This is a genomic window from Lentzea sp. NEAU-D7 (assembly GCF_026242055.1).
Lineage (GTDB): Bacteria > Actinomycetota > Actinomycetes > Mycobacteriales > Pseudonocardiaceae > Lentzea.
Window position 1 is genome coordinate 123958 of record NZ_JAPJDL010000017.1, and the last position, 15003, is coordinate 138960.

General features: G+C 69.9%; 15 protein-coding genes. 9 read left to right on the forward strand and 6 right to left on the reverse strand.

Annotated features, from left to right (window positions below; translation table 11 throughout):
• Positions 1 to 77: 77 nt before the first annotated feature.
• Positions 78 to 971 (reverse strand): pyridoxal 5'-phosphate synthase lyase subunit PdxS, encoded by an 894-nt coding sequence (gene pdxS, locus ORI60_RS30155; protein WP_266041383.1) that lies wholly within the window; start codon positions 969 to 971, stop codon positions 78 to 80.
• Positions 972 to 1220: 249 nt separating this feature from the next.
• Here pdxS and ORI60_RS30160 point away from each other — a divergent pair, with 249 nt between their 5' ends.
• Complete coding sequence (locus tag ORI60_RS30160) at positions 1221 to 3275, forward strand: elongation factor G-like protein EF-G2 (protein WP_266041384.1); 2055 nt, start codon at positions 1221 to 1223, stop codon at positions 3273 to 3275.
• Here the strand turns inward: ORI60_RS30160 and ORI60_RS30165 are convergent.
• Genes ORI60_RS30165 through ORI60_RS30175 form a run of 3 tightly spaced genes read right to left on the reverse strand, consistent with a single transcriptional unit; the run spans position 3233 to position 6190 of the window.
• The gene (locus tag ORI60_RS30165; protein ID WP_266041385.1) at positions 3233 to 3397 is read right to left on the reverse strand and encodes a hypothetical protein; all 165 of its coding nucleotides are present in this window, start codon (positions 3395 to 3397) and stop codon (positions 3233 to 3235) included. The two genes, ORI60_RS30160 and ORI60_RS30165, sit on opposite strands and share 43 nt — an antisense overlap.
• Before the next feature lie 13 nt (positions 3398 to 3410).
• Positions 3411 to 4910, reverse strand: a complete 1500-nt coding sequence (locus tag ORI60_RS30170; RefSeq protein ID WP_416234510.1) for a CoA-acylating methylmalonate-semialdehyde dehydrogenase — start codon at positions 4908 to 4910, stop codon at positions 3411 to 3413.
• Positions 4907 to 6190: an aspartate aminotransferase family protein gene (locus ORI60_RS30175; protein WP_266041386.1), complete on the reverse strand. Its 1284-nt coding sequence runs from the start codon at positions 6188 to 6190 to the stop codon at positions 4907 to 4909. Before ORI60_RS30175 ends, ORI60_RS30170 begins: the two co-directional genes overlap by 4 nt.
• A 107-nt stretch (positions 6191 to 6297) precedes the next feature.
• On the opposite strand from ORI60_RS30175, the gene ORI60_RS30180 reads away from it, so the two are divergent.
• Positions 6298 to 7890, forward strand: a complete 1593-nt coding sequence (locus tag ORI60_RS30180; protein ID WP_266041387.1) for a PucR family transcriptional regulator — start codon at positions 6298 to 6300, stop codon at positions 7888 to 7890.
• Positions 7891 to 7921: 31 nt separating this feature from the next.
• On the opposite strand, the gene ORI60_RS30185 is transcribed toward ORI60_RS30180, so the two are convergent.
• Positions 7922 to 8374: a hypothetical protein gene (locus tag ORI60_RS30185; protein WP_266041388.1), complete on the reverse strand. Its 453-nt coding sequence runs from the start codon at positions 8372 to 8374 to the stop codon at positions 7922 to 7924.
• Positions 8375 to 8502: 128 nt separating this feature from the next.
• Between ORI60_RS30185 and ORI60_RS30190 the strand changes: the two genes are divergently transcribed.
• The 4 genes from ORI60_RS30190 (at position 8503) to ORI60_RS30205 (ending at position 10753) form a co-directional block, all read left to right on the forward strand.
• Positions 8503 to 9210, forward strand: a complete 708-nt coding sequence (locus tag ORI60_RS30190; RefSeq protein ID WP_266041389.1) for a MerR family transcriptional regulator — start codon at positions 8503 to 8505, stop codon at positions 9208 to 9210.
• A gap of 118 nt (positions 9211 to 9328) precedes the next feature.
• The gene (locus ORI60_RS30195; RefSeq protein WP_266041390.1) at positions 9329 to 9586 is read left to right on the forward strand and encodes a hypothetical protein; all 258 of its coding nucleotides are present in this window, start codon (positions 9329 to 9331) and stop codon (positions 9584 to 9586) included.
• A gap of 9 nt (positions 9587 to 9595) precedes the next feature.
• On the forward strand, positions 9596 to 10213 hold the full coding sequence (locus ORI60_RS30200) for a class I SAM-dependent methyltransferase (protein WP_266041391.1): 618 nt from the start codon (positions 9596 to 9598) through the stop codon (positions 10211 to 10213).
• Positions 10214 to 10249: 36 nt separating this feature from the next.
• Positions 10250 to 10753: an RDD family protein gene (locus ORI60_RS30205; RefSeq protein ID WP_266041392.1), complete on the forward strand. Its 504-nt coding sequence runs from the start codon at positions 10250 to 10252 to the stop codon at positions 10751 to 10753.
• Here the strand turns inward: ORI60_RS30205 and ORI60_RS30210 are convergent.
• Positions 10734 to 10991: a hypothetical protein gene (locus tag ORI60_RS30210; RefSeq protein ID WP_266041393.1), complete on the reverse strand. Its 258-nt coding sequence runs from the start codon at positions 10989 to 10991 to the stop codon at positions 10734 to 10736. The two genes, ORI60_RS30205 and ORI60_RS30210, sit on opposite strands and share 20 nt — an antisense overlap.
• 277 nt (positions 10992 to 11268) lie before the next feature.
• On the opposite strand from ORI60_RS30210, the gene ORI60_RS30215 reads away from it, so the two are divergent.
• The 3 genes from ORI60_RS30215 to hydA are packed head-to-tail and all read left to right on the forward strand — an operon-like array spanning position 11269 to position 14998.
• Positions 11269 to 12777, forward strand: coding sequence for an NCS1 family nucleobase:cation symporter-1 (locus ORI60_RS30215; RefSeq protein WP_266041394.1), 1509 nt, complete (start codon positions 11269 to 11271; stop codon positions 12775 to 12777).
• On the forward strand, positions 12774 to 13616 hold the full coding sequence (locus tag ORI60_RS30220; protein ID WP_266041395.1) for a nitrilase-related carbon-nitrogen hydrolase: 843 nt from the start codon (positions 12774 to 12776) through the stop codon (positions 13614 to 13616). Before ORI60_RS30215 ends, ORI60_RS30220 begins: the two co-directional genes overlap by 4 nt.
• Positions 13613 to 14998: a dihydropyrimidinase gene (hydA, locus tag ORI60_RS30225; RefSeq protein ID WP_266041396.1), complete on the forward strand. Its 1386-nt coding sequence runs from the start codon at positions 13613 to 13615 to the stop codon at positions 14996 to 14998. Before ORI60_RS30220 ends, hydA begins: the two co-directional genes overlap by 4 nt.
• Positions 14999 to 15003 lie beyond the last annotated feature (5 nt).

The window sequence follows — 15003 nt, forward strand, 5'->3', positions numbered from 1 at the left end:
CCCCCCCCAGCCCCCCCCCGCCCCCTCCCGGCCCCCCCCCAGGCCGCGCCCCCCCCTTCTCCGTTCGTCGCCGGGACCTACCAGCCGCGCTCGGCGAGGCGGTGCGGCTCCGGGACGTCCTCGACGTTGATGCCGACCATGGCCTCGCCCAGGCCGCGCGAGACCTTGGCGATGACGTCGGGGTCGTCGTGGAAGGTGGTGGCCTTCACGATGGCCTCGGCGCGCTGGGCCGGGTTGCCGGACTTGAAGATGCCGGAACCGACGAACACGCCCTCGGCGCCGAGCTGCATCATCATCGCGGCGTCGGCCGGGGTCGCGATGCCGCCCGCGGTGAACAGCACGACGGGCAGCTTGCCGTTCTGCGCGATCTCCTTGACCAGCTCGTACGGCGCCTGGAGCTCCTTGGCGGCGACGTAGAGCTCGTCCTCGGGGAGGTTCTGCAGGCGGCGGATCTCCTGGCGGATCTTGCGCATGTGCGTGGTGGCGTTCGAGACGTCACCCGTGCCGGCCTCGCCCTTGGAGCGGATCATGGCCGCGCCCTCGGTGATGCGGCGCAGGGCCTCACCCAGGTTCGTCGCACCGCAGACGAAGGGGACGGTGAACGCCCACTTGTCGATGTGGTTGGCGTAGTCGGCCGGGGTCAGCACCTCGGACTCGTCGATGTAGTCGACGCCGAGCGACGCGAGGACCTGGGCCTCGACGAAGTGGCCGATGCGGGCCTTCGCCATGACCGGGATCGAGACGGCGTTGATGATGCCGTCGATCAGGTCGGGGTCGCTCATGCGCGCGACGCCGCCCTGGGCGCGGATGTCGGCGGGCACGCGCTCGAGGGCCATGACGGCGACGGCGCCCGCGTCCTCCGCGATCTTCGCCTGGGTGGCGTCGACCACGTCCATGATCACGCCGCCCTTGAGCATCTCGGCCATGCCGCGCTTGACGCGGGCGGTACCCGTGACCTGATCAGTGCTCACCGGGGCAACCTTTCACGAGGGGAAGTCTTGGTGAACTCACCGTACGTCCGCTGTGGCCCCCTGGACCAAGCCACTGAAGCCACGAACCAGAAGGCCACTTTCCGATCAACCGCAGGTCCGTGATGGTGCTCACTCGGTTCTGTCTGTGAAACGTGTTCGCGTGTCAGTGGGCGCCCAGTCGTGTCTGAACCCTTGTCCAGAACCGGGAACGGGTGTGAGATCGAACACTACGACTTGACGGAGGTCGCCATGGGAAGCAAGCACTCCGACAACGGCACATCGGCAGGCGCGGTCGCTGTGGACGACCCGGCCAAGGTCCGCAACGTCGTGCTCGTGGGGCCCTCCGGGGCGGGCAAGACGACGCTCACCGAAGCCCTGCTCGCCGCCACCGGCGTCGTGACCCGGGCGGGGTCGGTCACCGAGGGCACCACCGTCTGCGACCACGACCCGGCGGCCGTGCGACAACAACGGTCGGTAGGCCTCGCCGTGGCTCCGATCCAGCACGGGGACATCAAGATCAATCTGATCGACACCCCCGGATACGTCGACTTCGTGGGTGAGCTCAGGGCAGGACTCCGGGCCGCGGACGCGGCCCTTTTTGTTGTCAACGCTTTCGAAGGCGTCGACGCGGCCACCATCTCGCTGTGGGAGGAGTGCGCTCTCGTCGGCATGCCTCGCGCCGTCGTCATCACACGCACCGACCACCACCGTGCGAACTTCGGCAACGCGGTCGTCGAGTGCCAGGCGGCGTTCGGCGCGGGCGTCGTACCGTTGTACATGCAGGAGGGCGACTCGCTCGTCGGGCTGCTGACGTCCGGTGAGAACCACCCGGACGAGCGCGCGGCGCTGATCGAGGGGATCATCGCCGAGAGCGAGGACGAGAGCCTCATGGACCGCTACCTGGCGGGCGAGGAGATCGACCAGGACACGCTGATCGCCGATCTGGAGACCGCCGTGTCGCGCGGCTCGTTCCACCCCGTGATGCCCGTGTGCGCCGCAACGGGCATGGGCCTGGTGGAACTGATGGACGGCATCGCGCGCGCGTTCCCGTCACCGCTGGAGCACGAACTTCCGTCCGTGACGTCGGTGGACGGCATCCCCCAGCCCCGCATCGCCGCAGACCCGGACGGGCCACTCGTCGCCGAGGTGGTCCGCACCGCGGTGGACTCCTACGTCGGCCGCGTGTCGCTTGTCCGCGTCTTCTCCGGCACCCTGCGCCCCGAACGCCCCGTGCACGTCTCCGGCCACGGCATGGCCGACCGCGGTCACGAGGACCACGACGCCGACGAGCGCGTGGCGCACATCTACTCGCCGCTCGGCTCGTCCCTGCGCGAGGTCCCCTACTGCGTCGCCGGCGACCTGTGCGCGTTGACGAAGCTGACCACCGCCGAGACCGGCGACACGGTGTCCGCGCCCGACCAGCCGCTGCTCATGGCGCCGTGGGACATGCCGGAACCGTTGCTGCCCATCGCCGTCGTGCCGCGCACCCGCAGCGACGAGGACAACCTGGCCCGCAACCTCAACCGCCTGGTCGCGAGCGACCCGACGCTGCGCCTGGACCGCAACGCCGAGACGCACCAGATGGTCCTGTGGTGCATGGGCGAGGCGCACGCCGACGTCGTGCTGGCCAGGCTGCGAGCGGGCGGCGCGGAGATCGACACCGAACCGGTGCGCGTCCCGTTCCGCGAAACCTTCGCCGGCCCTGCGAAGGGTCACGGCCGGCACGTGAAGCAATCTGGAGGTCATGGCCAGTACGCGGTGTGCGACATCGTGGTCGAACCGCTCCCCCGCGGCGCCGGCTTCGAGTTCGTGGACAAGATCGTCGGCGGCTCGGTCCCCCACCAGTTCATCCCGTCGGTGGAGAAGGGTGTGCGCGCACAGCTGGAGCGAGGCCTGCACGACGGCACCCCTGTCGTCGACGTCCGGGTGACTCTCGTGGACGGCAAGGCGCACTCCGTCGACTCGTCGGACGCGGCCTTCCAGACCGCGGGCGCGCTCGCGTTGAAGGAGGCCGCGTCCGCCGCGCGCACCCAGCTGCTGGAGCCCGTGGACGAGGTCACGATCCGGCTGCCCGACGAACACCTGGGCACCGTGCTGGGCGACCTGTCCGGACGGCGCGGTCGGGTGCTCGGGACCGAGTCGGACGAGGGCGGGCGCACGGTCATCCGCGCCGAGGTGCCGTCGTCGGAGTTGCTGCGGTACGCGATCGAGCTGCGGTCGCTGACGTCCGGGACCGGCACGTTCACCCGCCACTTCTCCCGCTACGACCCGCTGCCGGAGGCGCTGGCGGCACGCGCCAGGTAGCCCACCGGCAGCAGGTCCGAGTAGACGGGCGGGATGAGGTGCAACTTCTCGTCGACGGCCTGCCCGGTGAGCTCGCTCCAGGCTTCGCGGGTGCCCACGTCCGTGGAATCGAACGTGGGCACCCGGCCGGGCGCGTTAGGTGTTCTGCGGGAAGCCCAGGTTCACGCCACCGTGCGACGGGTCGAGCCAGCGCGAGGTGACGACCTTCGAGCGCGTGAAGAAGTGCACGCCGTGCGGGCCGTACGCGTGTGCATCGCCGAACAGCGATTCCTTCCAGCCACCGAACGAGTAGTAGGCCACCGGCACGGGGATCGGCACGTTCACGCCGACCATGCCGACCTCGATCTCGTTCTGGAACCGGCGGGCCGCGCCGCCGTCGTTGGTGAAGATCGCGGTGCCGTTGCCGTACCGGTTGGAGTTCACCATCTCGACGGCTTCCTCGTAGGTGTCGCAGCGGACCACCGAGAGGACCGGGCCGAAGATCTCGTCGGTGTAGATCGTCATGTCCGTGCCGACGTGGTCGAACAGCGTCGGGCCGAGCCAGAACCCGCCCTCCTCGCCGTCGATCGGGTGGTCGCGGCCGTCGACCGCGAGTACGGCGCCCTGGGAGACGCCCGCGTCCAAATAGGACGTGACCTTGTCGCGGTGCACGCCGGTGACGAGCGGCCCCATCTCGCACGACGCACCGGAACCGACCTTCACGTCGGCGATCCGCGACTTGATCCTCTCGACCAGCGAGTCACCCACCTCGCCCACGGCCACGACGACGGAGATCGCCATGCACCGCTCCCCCGCCGAGCCGAAACCGGCGGAGACCGCGGCGTCCGCGGCCAGGTCGAGGTCGGCGTCGGGCAGGACGACCATGTGGTTCTTGGCACCGCCGAGTGCCTGCACGCGCTTGCCGTGCGCGGTGCCGGTCTCGTAGACGTAGCGGGCGATCGGGGTGGAGCCGACGAACGAGATCGCCTTCACCACCGGATGGTCGAGCAGGCGGTCGACGGCCACCTTGTCGCCGTGCACGACGTTCAGGACTCCGTCCGGAAGCCCGGCCCCGGCGAACATCTCCGCGATGAAGTTCGCCGCCGACGGGTCCTTTTCGGACGGTTTCAGCACCACGGTGTTGCCGCAAGCGATTGCGGTCGGCACGAACCACAGCGGGACCATCGCCGGGAAGTTGAACGGCGAGATCACGCCGACCACGCCGACGGGCTGCTGGATCGAGTAGACGTCGACGCGGGTCGACGCGTTCTCGCTGAACCCGCCCTTGAGCAGGGCCGGGATGCCGCACGCGTACTCGACGGACTCCAGTGCCCGCTGGATCTCGCCCGCCGCGTCGGACACGACCTTGCCGTGCTCCGCCGAGACGATCTCCGCGAGGTCGCCCTTGCGGTCGTTCAGCAGCTCGCGGAACTTGAACATCACCGTCGAGCGCTGCGCCAGGGACGCGTTGCGCCACGACGCAAACGCTTCCGCCGCGGCGTCGACCGCGGCGTCCACTTCGGACACCGAGGCGTAGGCGACCTGCTGGGCCACCTTGCCGGTCGTCGGGTCGTAGACGTCGCCGAGGCGTTCCGGGGCCTCGTCCCAGGGCTTGCCGCCGATGTGGTGCCTGATCCACTTCTGGGTGGTGGTCACGCGCGTTCCACCGCCTGCGCCAGGATGCCGAGAGCCTCTTCGAGCTCGTCCTCGGTCAGGGTCATCGGCGGGGCCAGGCGGATCACGTTGCCGTACAGGCCGCCCTTGCCGACGAGCAGCCCGCGCGCCTTCGCCTCGCTCAGCACCGTGGCGGCGGCACCGGCGTTCGGCTCGCCCTCGGGGCCGACGAACTCGACGCCGACCATCAGGCCCTTGCCCCGCACGTCACCGATCACCGGGTGCTTCTCGGCCAGCTCGCGCAGGCCGCCGAGCAGCCGTGAGCCGAGCTTGGCCGCGTTGGCCTGGAGGTCGTGGCTCAGCAGGTAGTCGACGGTGGCGAGCGCGCCGGCCGTGGAGATCGGGTTGCCGCCGAACGTGGAGATCGAGTTGGCGTTGATCGTGTCCATCAGGTCGCCGCGCGCCACGACGCCGCCGATCGCCAGGCCGTTGCCGAGGCCCTTGGCGAACGTCATCGCGTCCGGCACCACGTCGTGCGCCTGGATGCCCCAGAAGTGCTCGCCGGTGCGGCCCCAGCCCGTCTGCACCTCGTCGGAGATGAACAGGATCCCGTACTCGTCCAGCACGTCCTTGAACGCGCGGAACAGGCCGTCGGGCGGGGACGTGAAGCCGCCGACGCCCTGGATCGGCTCGGCGATCATGCACGCGACGTCGCCGGAGGTGGTGGTCTCGATGATCTCGCGCAGATCGTCGACGCAGGCCTTGATGTAGTCCTTGTCGTCCATCGCCTTGAACGGCGAGCGGTAGCGGTAGCCGCCGTGCACCCAGCTGACCTTGATCGGCGACAGCGCGGACGCCGACCAGCCGCGGTTGCCCGTGATGGCGACCGTGGCGAACGCACGGCCGTGGTAGCTGTTGCGCAGCGCCAGGACCTGCTCGCTCCGACGCGCCTGGGTGGCGAGCATCAGCGCGGTCTCGTTGGCCTCGGTGCCGGAGTTGGTGAAGAACACCTTGGCGTCCGGGATGCCGCTCAGCTCCGCGATCTTCTCGGCCAGCTCGACCTGCGAGCGGATCAGGTAGAGCGTGGAGCTGTGCAGGACGCCGGTGTCGAGCTGCGACCGGATCGCGTCGCTGATCTCCGCGACGTCGTAGCCGATGGCGTTGGTCAGGATGCCGGCGAAGAAGTCGAGGTAGGTCGTGCCCTCGCGGTCGGTCACCCTGCGCCCGCTGGCGCTCGCGATCTCGATGGGCTCGTCGTAGTAGAGGGCCAGCCACTTCGGCATGACCGCGCGGTGTCGTGCCAGCAGCTCCTTGTGGGCCATCTCGTCCTCCAGGGGTCTGACGCCTGCCTCGGAGTCTGCTGGCGCGCCGGGTGCGCCGCCATGCACAACCTGTACCCGGATCGGCTGGTTGGCATTACGTTGTGTCCATGTACCCGACGGTGGCCGAAGTCGTCGCTCTCCCGGTGATCCGGCAGGGAAAGCCGCGTCTGGTGGCGGGATCGGCCGGCCTCAGCCGTCGCGTGCGCTGGGTGCATGTGGCGGAGATCGCAGACATCGCTCCACTGCTGCGCGGCGGTGAGCTGGTGCTCACGACCGGCGTGATGCTGCCCGAGTCCGGCCTCGCCCGCTACGTCGAGGAACTGGCCGCCGTCGAGTGCGCGGGCCTCGTCGTCGAGCTGGGACGGCGGTGGCGCGACGACGTGCCCGGCGCGCTCGTCACGGCGGCGGAACGGCACGGGTTGCCGCTGGTCACGCTCACCGAGGAGACCAAGTACGTGGCCGTGACCGAGGCCGTCGTCGGGTTGATCGTGGACGCCCAGCTGGCCGAGCTGCGGGCCGCGGAGCAGGTGCACGAGACGTTCACGGCGCTGACGGTCGCGGGCGCCGAACCCTACGAGGTGCTGCGCGAGGTGGCGCGGACGTCCGGGCTGGCGGTCGTGCTGGAGACGCTGGGGCACGACGTGCTCGCCTACGACGCCGCCGGGCACGACCCCGTGACGCTGCTGGACGACTGGGCGGCGCGCTCGCGGGCCGTCACGGTGACCGAGCGGACCGCCTACGACACCGAGTCGGGCTGGCTGATCACGATCGTCGGGGCGCGCGGGGCGGACTGGGGCCGCCTCGTGATGGTCTCGCCCGAGCCGCCACCGCACCGGCACGTCGTGGTCGCCGAACGCGCCGCGTCCGCGTTGGCGGTGCATCGGCTCGTGGCGCGCGACCGGGAGTCGCTGGAACGGCAGACGCACCGGACGTTGCTGGCCCAGCTGCTCGGCCAGGCACCCCAGTCACCGGACCTGGGTGCGCGGGCGGCGGCGCTGGGGGTGCCGCTGGAACGGCGGCAGCTGATCGGCGTCGCGGTCCGGCCGGTGTCCGTGCTGCAGGGGCAGACGCTGGCCACGCAGGAGGTCCTGCGCGATCTCGCGGAGGCGACGGCACTCGCCGCGCGGCGGGTCACGGTCGCGGCGCTGGTCGGCGTCGTGGACGACACCTCGGTGCGCGCGCTGCTGTCGGTGCCGATGACCATCGGCGTGGAGGGGGTTCTGCGCAAGGTCGCGCGCGAGGTCCACCGGACGGCGGCGTCCTCCGTGGTCATCGCCGTCGGCACCACCGTGACGTCCACAACGGACGTTCGCCGCTCTCTCGGCGAGGCGGTGCACGTGGCCGGGGCCGCGCTGCGAGCGCCGGGATCCCAGCTCTACCACCGGCTCGACGACGTGCGGCTGCGCGGGCTCCTGCACCTGCTGCGCGAGGACGAGCGCGTCCGGGCGTTCGCGGACCGCGAGCTCGGGCCGTTGCTGGCACGGGACTCCGCCCAGGGCTCGCGGCTCGTGGAGCTGCTGCGGTGCCTGTGCGAGAACGGCGGCAACAAATCGGCGGCCGCGGCGGCGGCCCACCTGTCCCGGACGGCGTACTACCAGCAGCTGGCACGGATCGAACAGGTCCTCGGCGTCTCGCTGGAGGACCCGGAGTCCGTGCTGTCGCTGTACGTCGCCCTGCTGGTGCACGAAATGGGCCCGTGAGCGCGCACGGGCCCATTTTCCGCGTGCGAAATCAGCCGTTGATCGTCGGGAAGGTGCCCGAGAGAACGGCCGGGTTCGGCACGACGTTGTTCGTCGGCAGGTCGGACAGCGACGGCGACGGCAGGTTGCCGAGGCTCGCGGTGCCCGGCAGGTCCTGCGGGTCCGGCAGACCGGCGATCTCGCCGACCTCGGCCGCGATGGGGTGGGGAACCGAGCGCTCCTGCGCGACGGACGGAAGGGCGGGCAGCGCGGGGACCGGCAGGTCGGAGGCCACGGGCGCGCCGACGTGCGGCAGCTGCACCGCGCTGGCGGCGTCGAGCGGGTTGGCGAGCTGGGTGGCACCGGAGATCAGCTTGTCCGCGCCGACCTCGGGAACGCCGGTGTTCAGCTGCGGCAGCTCAGCGGCGCTGGCCGAGCCCGCGAGGAGCGGGGCGGCGCTGGCGGCGAGCAGGGCGGCGGCGCGGAACAGTCCGGTACGAGACACAGTTTTCCTCAATCTGGTTTTGGGGACCGATCTTCGATTTCATCGGCGCGTTCGGTTCGCGGATTAACCCGCTCGATCGGGTGTTTAAGGCTTGAACCTCACGCCACGGGAGGTCCTACGGTCTCGGCATGACCCGTTGGAGCATCGGTGAGCTGGCCAAAGCGAGCGGACTGACCGTCCGCACGCTGCACCACTACGACGAGATCGGACTGGTCGTCGCCTCCGAGCGCACGCCGTCCGGTCACCGTCGGTACACACCGGACGACGTACGACTCCTCTATCAGGTGAGATCGCTGCGTCAGCTAGGCCTCTCGCTGGAGGAGGTCCGATCGGCACTGTCGCGTTCGGACTCGCTGCGGCCTCTCTTCGAGGCCCAGCTGGCTTCTTTGACCGCGCAAGCACAACAGCTGGAGGCATTGCGGTCGCGGCTCACCGCACTGCTCGACGGGCACACCACCGAATTCCTGCTGTCCACTTTGGAGATGATGGCCGTGCACGAGAGCTACTTCACCGCCGACCAGCTCGGCGACCTGCGGTCCCGCGCCGCCGCCATGGGCCCCGAGGCCGTGGAGGCGCTGAAGGCCTCCTGGCTGGAGCTCGTGCGGCAACTGCGGCAGCACATGGCCGACGACGTTCCCCCGTCCGACCCGCGCGTCGCCGAGGTGGTGCGGCGGTGGGACGAGCTCGGCGCGAGGTTCACCGGCGGCGACCCGGCGATCCAGGCGGCTGCTCGGCGGTCGTGGGAGGAGAACAAGGCCGCGATCGGCAAGCAGGTCGGGTGGCCGGCGGACGACGGCCTGGTGGAGTACGTGGCTCGGGCGCGCGCGGCGAGGTAGTCCGGTGAAAATCGTCTCGCCGTGAGGATCGGCCCGCTGTGGTTGCGCCGCGTGAGCCGACGTCCGCCGCCGGACGAGCAGCCGGACGTTCGGAACGGCATCAGGAACGGCACGGTGGATGCCGGCGCCGGGGATGGCGGTGATCGCGTCGTGGGCGGCGCTGTCCGGTCGTGGCGCGGCGAGGTCGCTCGGTTCGGCGCTCGACAAGACGATCTCGCCCTGGTTCGCTGCGTTGCCCCCGCTCGTGCTCGTGGCGGAGGAGCTTTCCGAGGGCCCTGACCCGAACAGCGGTGGCCTCAACGGGGTGTTCGCCTTCGCCGTTCTCCTCTCCGTGCAGACCGGCCGTGTGGTCGTGCGCCGCCGGGGACTCCGGTAGAAGTGGTTCATGCTCCCCGACGACCGCCGCCTGCAGGCCGCCAACCCGACCGGCTGGTTCGAGGACCTCTACGCGGAGGCCGAAGCCGGCAAGGCCTCCGTCCCGTGGGACGTCCCGAACCCGCAACCACACCTGGTCGACTGGGCCGCCGGAGTCGACGGCACCGGCCGCCGCGCGCTCGTGGTGGGCTGCGGCTACGGCCGCGACTCGGAGTTCCTGGCCTCGCTGGGCTTCGAGGTGACCGCGTTCGACATCTCCCCCACCGCCGTGGCGGCGGTGCGCAAGCGCTACCCGGAGTCCCCGGTCTCCTACGTGGTCGCCGACCTGCTGGACCCGCCCGCCGAGTGGCACCGCGCGTTCGACCTCGTCGTGGAGAACATGACGGTCCAGGCGCTGCCCGTCGCCCTGCACGCCGAGGCGGCCGGGCGGGTCTCGTCGCTGACCGGCTCGACGCTGCTGGTCCTCGCCGTGGCGCGGGACGAGGGTCCCGAGCCGGACGGTCCGCCGTGGCCGCTCACGCCCGCGGAGGTCGAGGCGTTCGCGGGCGACGGTCTGGCGCCGCGGTCCATCAGGCGCGACAACGGCAGGTGGGTGGCTGAGTTCGTGCGGCAAGTGGCCATGAACTGACCACTTATGACCGACTTCCGCCGCTTAGCGTGAATCATGCTCGTTCGTCGGCTGATCGCCCGCCTGCTCGACTGGCTCCTGGTGCTGGTCGTGGCCTGGCCCCTGGTCCACGAACCCGTGCTGGTGGTGCTCTGCGCGGCGGTGTACGACGCTGTCCTGCTCCGGCTGAACACCCTCGGCAAGGTCCTGACGGGGCTGCGGGTGGTGGGCCCCGCGTCCGGTTTGAGCCTCAGACGCGTGCTCGCCCGCACGCTCGTCACGACCGCGCTGCCGGGCGCGGGCGCCGTTCTGGTGCTGACCGGTCTGGGCTGGCGGGAGCCGGCGCTGATGGCGGGCCTCGGCTGGCAGCAGCCGTGGGTCGTCGTCGGCCGGTACGTCGGCTCGGGGTCGGCGGGCTGGCTCTCGTCGTTGCTGCTGGTCGGCGGGTTCGTGCTGCTGGTGCTGTCCGTGGTGGAGGCTTTGGACCTGCGCGGCACGCGGACCTGGCACGACCGCAAGGCGGGCACGGCCGTGGTGCGGCTCAAAGTCGCTGCCCGATGAACCTCAACGCCTTCGGCGGCACGCGGCGCCAGTAGCCGAGGTCGTGCCCGCCGTGCTCGAACGACCCCACGGCGTCCGCCAGCGCGGAAGCAACCTCGTGGAACGGGTTCTCCCGGCCGCACCACACGCCGACCGGTGACGTGATCCTTTCCTTGTGCCGCAGAGGTTCGTGCGCCTCCCACACCTCGCGCGACGCGAACCCGCCGATCCGCCGGGCCGGCCGCACCCGTCCACGCACCCCACGGCATGGGCTGAACGGGTACAGGTGCGACGGCGGGCACCACGCCGTCGGGGCCCGTCCAGCCGAGCAGACCGGCTGCGCCCACCAGGCCCGCGCCACCGAGCAGGACGGCTCGCCGAGAGACCCCCATGTCCACCAGCGGAACACAATGTGCGCCGATCATGACAAGCGTGGACACTCTGACACTGCCACACCTGCGGCGGCGGACCCAGGATTCCGGGATGGAATCCGACCGGGTTGGCGTTGTTTCAGCAGCGTAACAGGGGGTTGAACGATGGCAGTCGAGTCCTCACCGCCCCAGGTCACACCTGATGGCCGAGTCGAACTGAACGACGCAGGTCCCATCAAGGACAGCAGGTTCTTCAACCCCGAACTCGCGCCCGTGCCCGTCGAGCAGCGGACGTGGACGACCTACAACTTCTTCGCGCTGTGGATGGGCATGGCGCACAACATCCCCAGCTACACGCTCGCGGCGTCGTTGATCGCGATCGGCATGGACTGGGTTCAGGCCTTCGTCACGATCACCCTCGGCAACCTGATCGTGCTGGTCCCCATGCTGCTCAACAGCCACGCGGGCACGAAGTACGGCATCCCCTTCCCCGTGTTCGCCCGCGCCTTCTACGGCATCCGCGGCGCGAACCTGGTCGCGTTGCTGCGCGCGTTCATCGCCTGCGCCTGGTTCGGCATCCAGACATGGGTCGGCGGCAAGGCGCTGCACGTGATCATCGGGCGGCTGACCGGCGACGGCTGGACGAAGGCGTCGCAGGTCGGCGGGCAGCCGTGGACGTTGTGGTTGTGCTTCTTCGGTTTCTGGGTCGTGCAGATGCTGGTGATCTGGCGCGGCATGGAGGCGATCCGGCGGTTCGAGAACTGGACGGCGCCGCTGGTCAGCGTCGGGTTCCTGATCCTGCTGGGCTACGTGCTGGTCAAGGCGGGCGGCTTCGGGCCGATCCTCGAGACGCCCAGCAAGCTCGGCTGGGGCCCGGACTTCTGGAAGGTCTTCTTCCCCGCGCTGATGGGCATGATCGCGTTCTGGTCGACGCTGTCGCTGAACATGCCGGACTTCACGCGGTTCGGCGGTTCCCAGCGCAAGCAGGCGATCGGGCAGATCCTCGGCCTGCCGACCACCATGTCGTTCATCGCCATCGTCGCGATCCTGACGACGTCGGGCGCGCAGGCGCTGTACGGCGAGGCGATCTGGGACCCGGCGGACCTCGCGTCCCGCTTCGACAACACGCTGCTGGTGGTCGTCGCGCTGGTGTCGCTGGTGCTGGCCACGATCTCGGCGAACCTCGCGGCGAACGTCGTCAGCCCGTCCTACGACTTCTCGAACGCCTTCCCGCGCAGGATCACGTTCGCGATCGGCGGCCTGATCACCGGCGTCATCGGCATCGTGATCCAGCCGTGGCGGCTCATCTCCGACCCGAACATCTACATCTTCGCGTGGCTCGGGTTCTACGGCGGCCTGCTGGCCTCGGTGGCCGGCGTGTTCGTCGCCGGGTACTGGGTGATCAAGAAGACGCACCTGGAGCTCACCGACCTCTACCTCGACGGCAGGGGCGCGTACTGGTTCAACGGCGGCTGGAACTGGCGTGCCGTGCTGGCGACGCTCGTGGGCTCGGTGCTCGCGGTCGGCGGCGCCCACGGCGGGCCGTTCCCGGCGGACGGGCTGATCCCGTTCCTCAAGCCGCTCTACGACTACAACTGGGTCGTCGGCTTCGCGGCCGGCTTCCTGGTCTTCCTCGCTCTGAAGGACAACTCGGCAAAGGAGACGACCAGGTGAGCAACATCATCCGGGCGGCGCTCGTCCAGCAGAAGTGGACGGGCGACAAGGAGTCGATGATCGCGAACGCGGTCGAGCACATCCGCGCCGCCGCCTCCCAGGGCGCGCAGGTGCTGTGCCTGCAGGAGCTCTTCTACGGCCCGTACTTCTGCCAGGTCCAGGACGCGGACTTCTACTCCTACACCGAGACGATCCCGGACGGCCCGACGACCCAGCTCATGCAGGAGGTCGCCGCGCAGAACAACATCGTGCTGATCGTGCCGATGTACGAGGTGGAACAGCCGGGCGTCTACTACAACACCGCCGCCGTGATCGACGCGGACGGCACGTACCTCGGCAAGTACCGCAAGAACCACATCCCGCAGGTGAAGGGGTTCTGGGAGAAGTTCTACTTCAAGCCCGGCAACCTCGGTTATCCCGTGTTCGACACGGCGGTCGGGCGCATCGGCGTCTACATCTGCTACGAGCGCCACTTCCCCGAGGGCTGGCGTGCTCTCGGACTCGCGGGCGCGAAGATCGTGTTCAACCCGTCCGCGACCTCGCGGTCGCTGAGCGAGTACCTGTGGAGGCTGGAGCAGCCCGCCGCGGCCGTCGCGAACGAGTACTTCGTCGGCGCGATCAACCGGGTGGGCGTGGAGCCGTTGGGCGACAACGAGTTCTACGGCCAGACGTACTTCGTCTCGCCGCGCGGCCAGCTCGTCGGCGACGCGGCGTCCGACACCGAGGAAGAGCTCGTGGTGCGCGACCTCGACCTGGACCTGCTGACCGAGGTCCGGGACACGTGGGCGTTCTACCGCGACCGCCGCCCCGACACCTACGAGGGCCTGGTGACCCCGTGAGCACTCTGATCCGCAACGGCCTGGTCATCAACGCGACGGGATCGCACGCCGCCGACGTGCTGATCGACGGCGAGCACATCGCCGCGCTCGTCACGCCCGGCTTCTCCGTTCAGGCCGACGAGGTCGTCGACGCGGCCGGGAAGTACGTCATCCCCGGCGGCATCGACGCCCACACGCACATGGAGATGCCGTTCGGCGGCACCCAGTCCGCGGACACCTTCGAGACCGGCACGACCGCGGCGGCGTGGGGCGGCACCACCACGATCGTCGACTTCGCCGTGCAGCCCAAGGGAAGCAGCCTTCTGTCCACACTGGACAAGTGGCACAGCAAGGCGGACGGCAACTGCGCCGTCGACTACGGCTTCCACATGATCATCTCCGACGTGACCGACGAGTCGCTCAAGGAGATGGAGTCCTGCATCGCGGCGGGCGTGAACAGCTTCAAGATGTTCATGGCCTACCCCGGCGTCTTCTACGCGACGGACGGCGAGATCCTGCGCGCCATGCAGAAGGCGCGCGAGACCGGCGCCACGATCATGATGCACGCGGAGAACGGCATCGCGATCGACCAGCTCGTCGCGCAGGCGCTGGCCTCCGGGCTCGGCGACCCGGTGCAGCACGGCCTGACCCGGCCGCCGGAGCTGGAGGGCGAGGCCACCTCACGCGCGATCCAGCTCGCGAAGGTGACCGGGTCCCCGCTGTACATCGTGCACCTGTCCGCGGCACAGGCGCTCGACGCCGTGACGGCGGCGCGGGACACGGGCCAGAACGTGTTCGCCGAGACGTGCCCGCAGTACCTCTACCTGTCGCTGGAGGACCTGGCCAGGCCGGGCTTCGAGGGCGCGAAGTACGTGGCGTCGCCTCCGTTGCGGCCGAAGGAGCACCAGTCGTCGCTGTGGCGCGGGCTGCGCACCAACGACCTCTCGGTGGTGAGCACCGACCACTGCCCGTTCTGCTTCAAGGACCAGAAGCAGCTGGGCGTAGGCGACTTCTCCAAGATCCCCAACGGCATGCCCGGCGTCGAGCACCGCGTCGACCTGCTGCACCAGGGCGTCGTGAAGGGCGAGATCACCCGCGAACGGTGGGTCGAGATCGTCTCCACCACTCCCGCGCGCATGTTCGGCATGTACCCGCGCAAGGGCGTGATCGCACCGGGAGCGGACGCGGACGTCGTGATCTACGACCCCGCGGCGTCCCAGACGATCTCCGCCGAGACCCATCACATGGCCGTGGACTACTCGGCGTACGAGGGCTTCGAGGTCACCGGCAAGGTCGACACCGTGTTCTCGCGCGGCCGCAAGGTGATCGCGGACGGCGCGTACCACGGCTCCACCGGCCACGGCCGCTTCGTCTCCCGCGACCTCAACCAGTACCTCGTCTGAGAAAG

Coding starts and splice junctions, on each gene's coding strand:
- ORI60_RS30160 (WP_266041384.1), top strand. CDS start 1,221: ATGGGAAGCAAGCACTCCGACAACGGCACATCGGCAGGCGCGGTCGCT.
- ORI60_RS30175 (WP_266041386.1), bottom strand. CDS start 6,190: ATGGCCCACAAGGAGCTGCTGGCACGACACCGCGCGGTCATGCCGAAG.
- ORI60_RS30180 (WP_266041387.1), top strand. CDS start 6,298: ATGTACCCGACGGTGGCCGAAGTCGTCGCTCTCCCGGTGATCCGGCAG.
- ORI60_RS30190 (WP_266041389.1), top strand. CDS start 8,503: ATGACCCGTTGGAGCATCGGTGAGCTGGCCAAAGCGAGCGGACTGACC.
- ORI60_RS30195 (WP_266041390.1), top strand. CDS start 9,329: ATGCCGGCGCCGGGGATGGCGGTGATCGCGTCGTGGGCGGCGCTGTCC.
- ORI60_RS30200 (WP_266041391.1), top strand. CDS start 9,596: ATGCTCCCCGACGACCGCCGCCTGCAGGCCGCCAACCCGACCGGCTGG.
- ORI60_RS30205 (WP_266041392.1), top strand. CDS start 10,250: ATGCTCGTTCGTCGGCTGATCGCCCGCCTGCTCGACTGGCTCCTGGTG.
- ORI60_RS30215 (WP_266041394.1), top strand. CDS start 11,269: ATGGCAGTCGAGTCCTCACCGCCCCAGGTCACACCTGATGGCCGAGTC.